At 61.0% G+C, this 13,334-nt stretch carries 9 protein-coding genes and 2 pseudogenes; 3 read left to right on the top strand and 8 right to left on the bottom strand.

The features are described 5' to 3' along the window. Window positions 1-66: 66 nt before the first annotated feature. Window positions 67-1,527, top strand: a pseudogene (zwf, locus tag EXR36_07090) (glucose-6-phosphate dehydrogenase). Here zwf and EXR36_07085 read toward each other — a convergent pair. The 8 genes and pseudogenes from EXR36_07085 to glgB all read right to left on the bottom strand — a co-directional run bounded on the left by EXR36_07085 (window position 1,524) and on the right by glgB (window position 11,556). Continuing rightward, window positions 1,524-3,255, bottom strand: a pseudogene (locus tag EXR36_07085) (dihydroxy-acid dehydratase). The pseudogenes zwf and EXR36_07085 overlap by 4 nt on opposite strands. A 130-nt stretch (window positions 3,256-3,385) precedes the next feature. Further along, entirely contained in the window at window positions 3,386-3,712 is a 327-nt protein-coding gene (locus EXR36_07080) for an NIPSNAP family protein (GenBank protein ID MSQ59401.1), read from the bottom strand. A 27-nt stretch (window positions 3,713-3,739) separates the two neighbouring features. Next, entirely contained in the window at window positions 3,740-4,411 is a 672-nt protein-coding gene (gene larB, locus EXR36_07075; GenBank protein ID MSQ59400.1) for a nickel pincer cofactor biosynthesis protein LarB, read from the bottom strand. A gap of 2 nt (window positions 4,412-4,413) precedes the next feature. Beyond that, on the bottom strand, window positions 4,414-5,199 hold the full coding sequence (locus EXR36_07070; protein MSQ59399.1) for an adenine nucleotide alpha hydrolase: 786 nt from the start codon (window positions 5,197-5,199) through the stop codon (window positions 4,414-4,416). Between the two features lie 68 nt (window positions 5,200-5,267). After that, a complete protein-coding gene (locus EXR36_07065) occupies window positions 5,268-6,458 on the bottom strand; it encodes a LarC family nickel insertion protein (GenBank protein ID MSQ59398.1) in 1,191 nt (396 codons plus the stop codon). 38 nt (window positions 6,459-6,496) lie between these two features. Then, entirely contained in the window at window positions 6,497-7,822 is a 1,326-nt protein-coding gene (locus EXR36_07060; GenBank protein ID MSQ59397.1) for a DUF2088 domain-containing protein, read from the bottom strand. Between the two features lie 78 nt (window positions 7,823-7,900). Then, entirely contained in the window at window positions 7,901-9,367 is a 1,467-nt protein-coding gene (gene glgA / locus EXR36_07055; GenBank protein MSQ59396.1) for a glycogen synthase GlgA, read from the bottom strand. Beyond that, window positions 9,364-11,556 (bottom strand): 1,4-alpha-glucan branching protein GlgB, encoded by a 2,193-nt coding sequence (gene glgB / locus EXR36_07050; protein ID MSQ59395.1) that lies wholly within the window; start codon window positions 11,554-11,556, stop codon window positions 9,364-9,366. Before glgB ends, glgA begins: the two co-directional genes overlap by 4 nt. Window positions 11,557-11,798: 242 nt before the next feature. On the opposite strand from glgB, the gene glgC reads away from it, so the two are divergent. After that, window positions 11,799-13,100, top strand: a complete 1,302-nt coding sequence (gene glgC / locus EXR36_07045) for a glucose-1-phosphate adenylyltransferase (protein ID MSQ59394.1) — start codon at window positions 11,799-11,801, stop codon at window positions 13,098-13,100. Window positions 13,101-13,104: 4 nt separating this feature from the next. Next, the coding region (locus EXR36_07040) for a glycoside hydrolase (protein ID MSQ59393.1) at window positions 13,105-13,334 on the top strand (230 nt) is incomplete at its 3' end.

Genomic DNA, 13,334 nt, shown 5'->3' with positions numbered 1-13,334 from the left:
AAGCGCCGAAGATGCACAGTGACCCCGGCCAAAACTGGGGGTCGGTCAGCAAACACTGGAAGACAAATGGAAGAACAAGCTTTCGATCTGATCCTCTTCGGCGGCACGGGCGATCTGGCCATGCGTAAGCTCATGCCTGGGTTGTACTACCGGCATCGTGGCGGGCGCGACATGGCCCATGCTCGGATTATCGCCGCCGCGCGGCAGAATTTAACGCGCGAACAATACCTGCAGAAAGTTCTCGAAAGTTGCAAGAAGTTCATTCCAGCGGATGATTTCGAGGACATGACCTGGCAGGCCTTCGCCACCCATATCTTCTATGTGAAGGTGGATGGCACGGATGCGGAGGGTTACCAAGCGCTCAAAGATACGCTTAAGGATTCCGCTGACAGCGTGCGAGTGTTCTACCTTGCTACCGTGCCCGATCTTTTCGTCACCATTTGTACCCACCTTGCCCATGCGAATCTGGTTACTCCCAAGACTCGCGTCGTGCTGGAGAAACCTCTGGGGCGCGATCTGGCCTCCGCGCAAAAAATAAACGAACAAGTCGGGGCCATCTTCGCGGAAGACCAGATTTTTCGCATCGACCACTACCTGGGCAAGGAGACGGTTCAGAATTTGATCGCTCTGCGCTTCGGTAACACCTTGTTCGAGCCCTTATGGAATCGTGGCTCCATCCGTGATGTGCAAATCACCATCGCCGAAGAAGTCGGCGTGGAAGGCCGGGGGGAGTTCTACGATCGCACCGGTGCCCTGCGTGACATGGTGCAAAACCACTTGCTGCAGTTGCTCTGTATTCTCGCCATGGAGCCACCGTCGAGCATCGACGCCGATGCCGTTCGCGACGAGAAGCTCAAGGTGTTGCGTGCCTTGAAGCCCATGACACCCCAGGATGTCGCCGAGCGCACCGTACGCGTCCAGTACCGCGGGGGCGCCATCAACGGCAAGCCCGTGGTCAGCTTCCACGAAGAAGCGGGCATTCCCAAGGACAGTCTCACCGAAACCTTCGTCGCCATCAAGGCGGAGCTTGCCACCTGGCGTTGGGCCAGCGTGCCTTTCTATCTGCGCACGGACAAGCGCATGCAAGAACGCATGGCCGAAATCGTGGTGAACTTCCACTAAGTGCCGCACGCCATTCTTCCCTCGGCCGTACGCGGAAGTCACAGCAATCGCTTGGTGATTCAGCTACAACCCGAGCAGGGTTTGAAGCTGTATTTGATGGCCAAGGTGCCAGGTGAGGACATGCGCGTGCGTCCCGTCCATCTCAATCTGGATTTCGAGCAGAGCTTCGAGATGCGGCAGTGGGATGCCTATGAGCGCCTCATCATGGATGTCATCCGCGGCAAGCTCACGTTGTTCATGCGCCGCGATGAACTGGATGCCGCCTGGCGCTGGATCGAGCCCATCATGCACGGCTGGGATACACAAGGCGACCGTCCGAAGACCTATGCGGCGGGCACCTGGGGCCCGGCCGCATCAAGCTCGCTGCTGGCTCGCGACGGGTTCTCTTGGCACGAGGAAACTTAGTGAATCTCCGGATCCTGCGTGGGTTCGCCGCCTTCGAGAATCCTAAAGTCGCAGCCGTCTTCCGCCTGCGTGATGTGCTCGGAGAATAGTGCGCCGTAGCCTCGTTTGTATTTCGGCTTGGGCGCGACCCAGGCCGCGCGCCGCCGCACTAGCTCTTCAGCGCTCACCTTGAGTTCTAGCTTGCGCGCGGGAACATCGAGTTCGATCAGATCACCGTCCTTCACCAACGCCAGCGGGCCGCCAATCCAGCTCTCTGGCGAAACATGAAGCACGCACGCACCGTAACTTGTGCCGCTCATACGCGCATCCGAGATACGCACCATGTCGCGCACGCCTTGTTTGAGAAGTTTCTTCGGGATCGGAAGCTGGCCCCACTCCGGCATGCCCGGTCCGCCCAAGGGACCGCCATGCTTTAGGACGAGCACTGAATTCGCGTCAACGTCCAGGCATTCATCATCGATGCGCGCGGCCATGTCGTTGTAGTCCGCGAATACGACGGCCTTGCCGGTGTGCTTCCACAAATGCGCTTCCATGGCCGTGGGCTTGATCACGGCGCCATTGGGCGCGAGATTACCCCGCAGCACCGCCAATCCGCCCGTGGATTTCACTGGCTGCTTGAGCGGCGCGATGACTTCCGTGTTGTGGCTCTTGGCACCGGCGATATTCTCGCCCAGGGTCTTGCCGTTAAGCGTGCGCTGGTTCAGATCGAGCAGATCCTTCATCTCGGCAAGCAGGGCGCGCAAGCCGCCAGCGTAGTAGAAATCCTCCATCAAATACTTGCTGCCGGAAGGGCGCACGTTGGCGAGCAGTGGCACCTCGCGCGAGATTTCATCGAAACGGTCCAGGGTAAGCTCGATGCCCGCGCGCCGCGCCATGGCCACCAGGTGGATGATGGCGTTGGTGGATCCGCCCAAGGCCATCAGCACGGCGATGGCGTTATCGAAGGAAGCGCTCGTTAGCATCTCGCGGGGCGTGAGATCCTCCCACACCATCTCCACGACGCGCCGGCCGGATGCTTCCGCCATGCGCGAATGCCCCGCATCCACGGCCGGGATCGAGGCGGCTCCAGGCAGGCTCAAGCCCAAGGTCTCCGCGAGGCTGGTCATGGTCGAGGCGGTGCCCATGGTCATGCAATACCCGGCGGAGCGCGCGATGCCTTCTTCAATTTCCGACCACGCTTCCTCGTCGATGTTGCCCGCGCGCAGCTCCGCCCAATACTTCCAGGTATCGCTGCCGCTGCCCAGCGTGTTACCGCGCCAATTGCCGCGCAGCATGGGCCCGGCGGGCACGAAGATAATGGGCAAATTCATGGAGAGCGCACCCATGATCAAGGCCGGTGTGGTCTTGTCGCATCCGCCCATGAGCACCGCGCCATCCATGGGATAGGAACGCAGCAATTCCTCCGTCTCAAGCGCGAGCAAATTGCGGTACATCATGGTGCTGGGTTTTTGAAAGGGCTCGGACAGCGATATGGCCGGCATCTCCACCGGAAATCCTCCCGCCTGCCGCACACCTCGCTTCACCTCCTCCGCGCGTTGCCGGAAAGTGCGTGTGGCAAGGGTTGATCTCGCTCCAGGTGTTGATGACCCCGATGACGGGCTTACCCGCGTAATCCTCGCGCGAGTAACCCATTTGCAGTGTGCGCGAACGGTGGCCGAAGGAGCGCATGTCCTTGGCGCCGTACCAGCGGTGGCTACGCAGTTCTTCGGGGGTTTTTCTCTTTGTCATGGGCTTGTCTCCGGCGGATGACCGGCAGAGTAAGCCAAATCCCGCTGCTTCGCGGACACTGCCACGTGTACTCGCCCCATGGGTGGCCGGGTGAAGTTCGTGACGAGCCAGCCCCCCGCATTCGCCAGGACTACGGATGCGGTCCCCACGGCGCCGCCGTGAGCAGCTTCACTTCCTGCGTCATCACCAGCGGGCGGAATTTCGCGGCGAAGCCTTCCATGAAATCCGAGTTGGCGAATACCGAGGCCCAGTGCGCGCGCCGGTCGGCATCGTCATCGAATTTCCAGAAATGCAGCAGTTGGTTAATGGTTCCGGTGTCGGCTTGAAAGTAGCCCACTAGCTTTTTGTCGTGGCCGCCTTTCTTGAGTGCCGGGTAGCCGAACTCGGTGTATAGCTTGACTGCCTCGCCCATTTTTCCAACCTGCAAGGTGTAGGTGCGCAGTTCATAAATTGCCATGGAATTCTCCTCGTGCTGGAAAAGAAGTTAAGCGCGCCCGTCGATGGCGCGTAGTACGCGTAGCGCCGCGCAGGCGGCGCCGTAACCGTTATCGATGTTCATGACCATCAAACCCGCCGTGCAACTCGCCAGCATGGCACGTAACGCGGTTTCCCCGCCGGTTGCGACGCCATACCCCACGGACGTCGGGACGCCTATGATGACGGAAGGCGTGAGCCCGCCCACCACGGTGGGGAGTGCTGCGTCCATGCCGGCCACGACGATCACCACGGGCGCGCGCTTCAGGTCTTCCACTCTTTCGAGCAATCGCCATAATCCGGCGACGCCGACGTCGGAAATTTCCTTAACCGGGACGCCGTAGTAATACAAGGTGCGGGCGGCTTCCCGGCTTACGGGCACGTCGGAGGTGCCAGCGGTGAGCACCACGACTTGCGCGCCCGCCCGGCCAGGATGGGGCGAACCTAGGATGGCGGTGCGCGAAATAGGATCGAAGTCCAAGGCTTCGCGGTGTTTTTCCGCCAAGGACAGGTGCTGCGATTCGCTGAGCCTCGTGAATAGGAGCGGCGCGCGCTTCGCCACGGCTTCGTCGAGGATGCTGCCGATCTGGACCACGGATTTACCGGAGCAAAAGATGGCTTCGTCCAATCCGATGCGCTCGCCGCGGCCAAAATCGAGCTTGATGTCTTTTTCGGCGGACACGGTCAGCGCACCAATTTGACCGGGTGCAAGAACGCGCTACCCAAGCGGTAAGGCTCAAATAGCACCACGGCGCCCGGGGCGCACGCGGAGAAGGCCTTGCTCACCCACTCGCTCAAGCTTGCGCGCTGTGCCGCGCCAAGTTGCGCAAGCACGGCTTCGTCCAATTCGATCACGACACCGCGCAAGCGGTAGCGGCACCGCACGTTCTTGGAAGGAAGGCCCAGGCCAGGTAGTGCGGCGCGCAAGTTTTCTTCCACGGCATCGATGGCACGCAAGATGGCGGGATCGATGGCGATGCCGGTTTCCACCCGGCTCGATAGGCAAGGCGACGATGGCAAGTCCGCGATCTCCGGCATGCCCAGCTCGCGCGCCAAGGCTCGCACAGCCTGCTTGCTCATGCCAGCTTCCACGAAGGGATGACGTACCGAGTGCTCCTTCGCGGCGCTTAGCCCTGGGCGGTAGTCGCCCAGGTCGTCCATGTTGGTGCCAGACACGACCTGGCCCTGGGTATGGCGCGTAACGCTGGCGTAAAGATTGGTCTTGCAGAAGTAGCAGCGGTTGGAGGGATTGCGTAAATAATCTTCGCTGCCGAATTCGCCAGCATCCATCACCTCGAGTTGCCATCCTTCTTGTTGCGCTATGGCGCGCGTGCGCTGCGTGGCCGCGGGCGGCACGGCGGGCGAAACGGCGTGATACATGGTGACGGTTCCGCCTAGCAGGCGGTGAGCGAAGGTGGCGAGCGTCAAGCTGTCCACGCCGCCGCTCACGGCGACAGCGACCTTGCCCATGGAGCGCAGCGTGGTGCCCAAGCGTTCAGTGCTCGCGGCCATGGTACCGGGCAGCAGCGGTGCGTTCATTAGCTGCCCCGGCTGAGCGCGCGCAAGGAGGCCACTTTCCGAATCGAATCGCGTTCGGCGCGATTGCCCGCGGCTTTGCGTACATCGTCGCTTTCGGTCTTGGCTGTCGTTCCCTGCGGCCGCTCGGCGAGTTTTACTCGCAAACTATTACCCCCGGCCTCCACGGTGGTTTGACTACGAGAAAGCGTGGTGCGCTGAAGAATTTCGTGGCGCACGCCCAGCGTGGTGGTTTCCTTCAAACAGGCCTCGCACACCGCATCTAGATAGGAGGGTTGAGCCAGGACTTGCACCTGCACGCTCATGCGGCCTTTCTTTCCGAAGGCCGCGAGTTGAATGACGTCCACGACACCGGGCACCTCCCGGATGCGATCCAGGCCGATGGCGAGATCCTCGGGGGTTTGATCATCCACCTCGAAGGTGATGCGCGCGATCTGGTCCGGTTGGCCGGAGCCGGTTTCCTCCAGCACGAGAACGCGCAAGACATTGCTGATGCCGGGAAAGCGCTTGGTGCCAAAGCCGTAACCCGTGTGGCTTAGGCGTCCGCTCTTGCGCGTGTCCTGGCGCGCGCCGAGGTGGCGCAAGATGGCAGCGCCCGTGGGCGTGATGCGCTCGCCGGGGATGCCATCGTCGATGAAGCCGAACCCCTCCAGCAGCCGCGCCACGGCGGGCACGGGCACGGGCAAAGGGCCATGGGACGTTTTCACCCGGCCCGATCCCAGAGGCAGTTTGCTCACCGTGCAGCTTTGTATTTTCAGCTCGCTGATGAGATAGGCAGCGCCCACCATGTCCGCCACCGAATCCCATCCGCCTAACTCGTGGAAACCCACTTCGTCCACGGTGGTGCCGTGGATATTCGCTTCCACTTCCGCGAGCCGCCGAAAAATATCGGTGGCGCGTTCCTTCACTTGCGCACCGATGGGCGCGGCATGGATACGAGACTTGATTTCGGCGAAGAGCGTGTGCGCCCGCGAAATATCTCCGATCATGCGCTTCGGGACCGCCACCGTGAAACGCGAACCGCTCAGCACGCCGTCGTTGTGCGCCTCGAAACCGCAACCGATCTCCGCGGGTAAGCCCGCGGCTCGCACAGCGTCCAGCATGCCGGCGCGAAGATGGGGAAACGCATCGGTGAGCGCCGCGGCGAACATATCGCCCGCGATGCCACCGATCACGTCCAGATGCAGATGCACGTGAAACTCCCGCCGTTACACGCCCCTGTTACGTGATATCAAGCGTGCGCGGTCTCGTGCAGCCTGCCCAGCATGGGGTAGAGCGTACCCTTGGCGTCGAACTTCATGGGTTCGGGTTCGCCGATGATCTCGAATTGTTCCGGATGCTGGCGAATGTAGGGGAGCATGGCCTCGGACACATGAATGTCCACCACCTGCAAGGTGTTAGGGATGCGTACGATCTTGCAGTCCTTCGGCTCCACCCTGACCACGGTCTTCACGGCAAGGCTGATCGCGTCCGCGTCGGTGTTCATTATCATGGGGATGCAACCACCATCAAGATAGGTGGAAGTAATGATATTGGCGTAGGTCTTGGCGATATCGATGTCTTTGTACAAGCGCATGGTGATGACATCGGCAGCGCCCAAGCCCGTGGCGTTGCCGTGGGTTTCAGGGGTCAGACCCAGCACCGCGATCTTCTTCACGTTCGGCTTCATGTTCCATTCGACGAAGCGGCAATTGCGCCCGGTGATGTTGGGGTCCATGCCGGAACCGGAAATGTTCTTGCCGATTTTCTCCACGACCAGCACGTCGATTTCGTCGAACTGCAGGCACGGCATGAACTCCTTGGCCTTGGCTTGCAGCACGGGCTCGCGCTCGAAAATCTGCTCGGAAGTTACGATTTCGATGATGGCGGTTTCATCGGCCGCGTTTTCCACCATGGCCACGCCGAACAGAATGTTCTTCTTGGCCATGATGAGCCTGGCGGCCTCGGGCAGCAATTCGCCGAACCTGTCCATGCCCTGGGTGTGCAATTCCGTCGCGCCGATGATCTTGCCCATGCCGATGGTGAGCATTTTGACGATGCCCGATTCGATGGGTGCTCGGAAATTCGTATGGGGTTTGATGCGCGGAATGACCACCACGCCATCGGCCGCGGCGGCGAGTTTGTCCATGTATATGGGCATGCCGCTGGCCAGCTTGCCGATTTCAGTCACGTCCATTTGGCAGTGAAGCGGGCAGCCCACGAACTTCTCGGTGACGCCGTAGCCTTCCAGCACTTCGCGCTGGCCTTCCGGTGTCGCGCCACCGTGGCTTCCCATGGCGGGGAAGATGAAGGGTTTGGCGCCCAGGGCTATCAATTCGGCGACGACGGCCTTGGTGCTTTCCGCGATGTTGTTCACGCCCCGGCTGCCCACGCCCACGGCGATGCTCATGCCGGGCTTGACCTTGGCGCGCACATCCGCGCGCTTGAATTGCTCGGCCACGGTCTTGCTCACGCTGTCGAGCTTGGTCATCTTGAATTTCTGGCGTACATGCACCATGCGAGGTAAAGGAATATCCAGCCCGCCTGCGATGTTTACTTCGATGCGATCTCCGATCATGACAATTCTCCGTGCGTGACAGCGATAAACTGGGCTTTCCCCCACCCAGGTCTTCGGATTCTATCAGGGGCAGGGGATCTAGCCCGCCAATTGGCGGTACAGATCGATATAGCTGGCGGCGCTGGCTTCCCAACTGAAGTCCTTCACCATCCCCGCCTTTTGAATCTGGCGCCACGCCTTCTTGTTCTTGTAGGTGGTGAGCGCGCGCTTGGTGGCGGCGATGAGCGCCTCGCGGGTCACGCCATTGAAAAAGAATCCGGTGGCCGTCTTATCGCTCATGGTCTCGGGCACCGCATCCACCACGGAATCCTTCAGGCCCCCCGTGGCATTGACCACGGGCACGGTGCCGTAGCGCTGGCTGTACATCTGGTTCAAGCCGCAAGGCTCGAAGCGCGAGGGCATTAGAAATAAGTCCGCGCCGGCTTCGATCTGATGGGAGAGCCCTTCGTCGTAACCGATCTGCACGGCAATGCGGCCAGGATGCGCTCGTGCCAGGTCTTGCAACGCGTCTTGCATCCCCGTATCGCCGCTACCCAGAATGGCGAGTTGGGCGGGGGAGGCGGCCAATTCCTCGGCCACCGAAAGGAACACGTCCGTCCCCTTCTGGTAGGTGAGGCGGCTGATCACCCCGATGATGGGCATTTCGTCTTCGGCGGCGAGGCCCATGCGCTTTTGTAGGGCGCGCTTGTTATCCAGCTTGGCGGGCAGTCGCGCGGCGTTGAAATAGCGTTCGATGTAAGGGTCGCCCTCCGGGTCCCAGGCATCCGTGTCGATGCCATTCAATATGCCGGTGATGAGGTGGCTGCGATGGCGCAGCAGCCCTTGCATGCCAAAGCCCAACTCTTCCTCCTGAATCTCCTTCGCGTAAGCCGGGCTCACCGTGGTGATGCGCGCGGCGTATTGCAGCCCCGCCTTGAGGAAGGACATGTTGCCGTAGTACTCCACCCCTTCAGGATTGAAGCAAGAGGGTGGTAACCCCAGGCGGCTAACGGCCACCGGCGGGAAGATGCCTTGGTAGGCGAGGTTATGGATGGTCATGACGGTGCGCGCCTTCTCACCTGGAATGAATTGCAGATAGGCCGGCGTTAATCCCGATTGCCAATCGTTGCAGTGCACGACCTTGGGCCGCCACGAGATGGGCGAGGCGCTGCTCGAGAGCACCGCGCCAAGGTAGGAGAGCAAACCGAAGCGCAGATCATTGTCCGGCCAATCCTTGCCGTTGGCGTCGTTGTAGGGGCCACCAGGGCGGTTGAACAACGTGCTATCGACGATGAGTGCCGGGACGCCATTTGGCAGCTTGCCCGCGAGCAACTGGCACTGGGGCAACTCGCCGATGGAAGGAAACGATGTCAATCGCCCCTTCGATTTTATCCCTTCGATGACGGAGGGGTAGCCCGGTACCAACACGCGAATATCGGCGCCGGAGTGCATGAGTGCCACGGGAAGCGAGGCGCTCACGTCGGCCAAGCCGCCGGTCTTGATGAGAGGGGCCACCTCGGAGGTAACGAAAAGTACGCTGAGTTTGTCGTGAGCTGAGGGAATCATAAGTCTTCAGGTTCGAGAAAAATGCCGGCCAGGGGCGGCAGAGTAATGGCGGCCGAATGCGGCTGGCCCATCCAAGGTAAGGGCTCGGCGCGGATGACACCCGCGTTGCCGGTGTTGGAGCCGCGGTAGTAGTGAGAGTCGCTGTTGAAAATTTCCCGGTAGTTGCCGCTCTTCGGTAATCCGATGCGGTAGTTCTGGCGCGGGACAGGGGTGTGATTGAGCACTACCACGACCAACGAACCGTCGCGGGCGCGCCGGATGAAGCACAGCGTGGAATGATCGGCGTCGTGGCAATCGATCCACTCGAAACCGTCTTGCTCGAAGTCCTGGTCGTGTAAGGCCTTCTTGCCACGGTAGAGATGGTTGAGATCCCTCGCCAAGTCTTGCACGCCTTGGTGCCAGCGTACCCCGAGCTGCCCCCATTCCAGTTCCCAGCTCTCGCGCCACTCGCGGCCTTGGGCGAGTTCGTTTCCCATGAAGTTGAGTTTCTTGCCAGGCGCGGCGCATTGCGAGGCGAGCAACAAACGCACATGGGCGAACTGTTGCCAGGTGTCTCCGCGCATCTTGCTGATGAGCGAACCCTTTCCGTGCACCACTTCATCATGTGACAAGGGGAGCAGAAAATTCTCCGTGTAGGCGTAGACCTGGCCAAAGGTAAGCTGGTTGTGGTGGCAGCGCCGGTAGATGGGATCGAGTTTGAAATAGGCAAGCGTGTCGTTCATCCAGCCCATGTTCCATTTCATGGAGAAACCCAGACCACCGACGTAAGTGGGGCGCGATACCATGGGCCACGCGGTGGATTCTTCCGCGATGGTCAGTGCCCCTGGAAACTCCTCGTGCACCATCACGTTGAGCTGGCGCAGGAGTTCGATGGCCTCGATATTTTCGCGGCCGCCATGGCGGTTGGGCAGCCAGTCGCCGGGTTGGCGCGAGTAATCCAGATAGAGCATGGAAGCCACGGCATCCACGCGCAGGCCGTCGGCGTGAAATTCGCGGAGCCAATAGTGCGCGCTGGAGAGCAGTAAGCTGCGCACTTCGTTGCGCCCGTAATTGAAGATGTGCGTCCCCCAATCGCGGTGCATGCCACGGCGGGGATCTTCATGCTCGTAGAGGGCAGTCCCGTCGAAGCGCGCCAGCGCCCAGTCGTCGGTGGGAAAATGCGCCGGCACCCAATCCATGATGACCCCTATCCCCGCTTGGTGGAAGGCATCGATCAAGGCCTTGAGATCATCGGGGTTGCCGTAACGGCTGGTGGCGGCGAAATACCCCGTGGTTTGGTATCCCCAGGATTCGTCCAGGGGATGTTCGGTCAGGGGCATGAACTCCACGTGGGTGTAACCCATGCGCGCGACGTATGGCACCAAGTCCGCCTCCAACTCCCGGTAGGAGTAGAAGCGGCCATCGGGATGGCGCTTCCAGGAGCCCAGATGCACTTCGTAAATGTTGCAGGGCGCATGTAACCAATCGAGCTCGGCACGCTTTTCCAGCCACGAAGCATCGTTCCATATGTGGACGCTAGGCGGGCGAACGCGGCTCGCGGTGTTGGGCCGCCGCTCGTATTCCTGGGCGTAGGGGTCGGATTTCTTCAGCACCTCGCCGGTGGCGCGGTTGCGCAACTCGAATCGGTACAGTTCTCCGCCGCTCAAGCCCGGAATGAAGATCTCCCATACGCCACTTGCGCCGTGCACGCCCATGCCATGCACGCGGCCATCCCAGAGGTTGAAGTCCCCCACCACGCTTACACGCTCGGCGTTGGGGGCCCAGCAGGCGAAGCGCGTTCCTCGTACACCGTCGCGTTCTTCTACATGGGCGCCCAGGGTTCGGTAGGCTTGGAGCAACCGGCCTTCGTTGAAAAGATGCAGGTCGTTTCCGGGCAGGCGGGGCGGGAAAGCGTAGGGATCGTGGGTTTCGCGGACCCCCGATCCTTCCGTGAATCCGATACGATAGAGCTTGGGCGGCGCTTGCTCCCCATGCCATGCGAATAGCCCGCTAGGATGGACTCGTTCGGCGCGCGCGATGCCGTGGGTCAAATGCAGCCAGCACTCCTGGGCGTGGGGGTTGAAGATACGCACCGTCCAGCCATGAGCCTCCGGGTGCGGACCCAGGTAGGCGTAGGGGTCATGCAGCCGGGCGCTCAATAGGGCGCTAAGAAGCTGGGAGTGGGAGCCGGTGAGAGTTGGGTTAATCATTATTTCGGCACCGGGCGCGCTTGCGCGCGGGGTTTGTGCGGGGCGTGATGGGTTTAGATTGGGTATTGGGTTGGGCCCAGCGCCGGCAAATAGTTAGGCAGCGAAGTTAGAAAAGAACGGACCAAACGAGCATTATAGAAAACTCACCCCCTAAAATCTCCTAAATTTTCGATTGCCTACCTGTTTGCGAAGAAAGATGCGCCCATGAGGCCTGATATCCGCCGCCGACCGAGACCCTGACCATGGACCCCAATCAAGCTATTTCGAGCCCTTCCGAACCCGATGTCCGCTTCGTCAGCGTCCTCACCAAGAGCACTTACGCCTTGATCCTCGCGGGCGGGCGCGGGAGCCGGTTGAAGCAGCTGACCGACTGGCGGGCAAAACCAGCGGTACCCTTCGGCGGCAAGTTCAGAATCATCGACTTTCCGCTGTCCAATTGCGTCAACTCGGGTATCCGCAGGATAGGGGTGGCGACCCAGTACAAGTCCCACAGCCTGATCAGGCACATCCAGCGCGGCTGGAGCTTCATGGACGGGCGCATGAAGGAATTCATCGACTTGCTGCCCGCTTCGCAGCGCGTGCAGGACGATTGGTACCAGGGAACGGCCGACGCCGTGTACCAGAATCTGGACATCCTGAAGGCCAACGACCCGGCTTACGTGCTGATCCTGGCCGGCGATCACGTCTACAAGATGGACTACGGGCGCATGCTGGCCCTCCACGTATCCAAGCACGCCGATATGACGGTCGCCTGCATCGAAGCCCCGTTGGAGGACGCCAAATCCTTCGGCGTGATGGGCGTGGACGAGGACTGGCGCATTCGCACCTTCGAGGAGAAACCGGCGCATCCCGCGCCCATCCCAGGACGCACGGACGTGGCCTTGGCCAGCATGGGAATTTACGTATTCAACGCCAATTTTCTCTATGAGCAACTGGTGCGCGACGCCGCGGACAAGCACTCCAGCCACGATTTCGGCAAGGACTTGATCCCATACCTGGTACCGCGCCACCGTGTAGTGGCCCATCGCTTCCAGGACAGCGGCGTGGGTGTGAACCATGGATTGCCCTATTGGCGGGACGTGGGCACGGTCGATGCGTATTGGGAAGGGAACCTTGATCTAACCCATGTCACTCCGGTCCTCAATCTCTATGATCAAGATTGGCCCATTTGGACTTTCCAGGAGCAGCTGCCGCCCGCGAAGTTCGTGTTCGACGACGATGGCCGGCGCGGGATGGCTGTGGACTCTAGCGTCTCGGGAGGATGCATCATCAGCGGATCCGTCGTACGGCGCTCGCTGCTATTCTCCAACGTACACGTGCACAGCTACTGCGACATCGAGGACTCGGTCATCCTCCCGGACGTGGAGATCCATCGCCACGTCAAGCTGCGCCGTTGCGTGGTGGACAAGCGCTGCGTCTTGCCCGAGGGATTCACCGCGGGCTTCGCCCCAGGACAAGACGCCAAGCGATTCCACGTCACCGAAAAAGGCGTAACCCTCATCACTCCCGCCATGCTGGGACAGAAGGTGTTGGTGCTGCGGTGAGGCCATGAGCGCTCCGAACCTGGACCTCATTTTCCTCTGGCACATGCACCAGCCGGACTTCCGCCATCACGCCACGGCCGAGTTCGTGCGGCCCTGGGTCTATCTGCACGGCATCAAGGATTACACCGATATGGCGTGGCATCTGGAGCACCACCCGCGAATCAAGGCGGTGGTGAACCTGGCGCCCATTCTGCTGGAGCAGATCGAGGACTACGCCCAGCAGTTCGCCAGCGG

It is taken from the genome of Betaproteobacteria bacterium (assembly GCA_009693245.1).
Classification (GTDB): Bacteria; Pseudomonadota; Gammaproteobacteria; order Burkholderiales; family SHXO01; genus SHXO01.
Note: the sequence above shows the minus strand (reverse complement) of the source record. Positions and strands in the feature narration are given on the sequence as shown.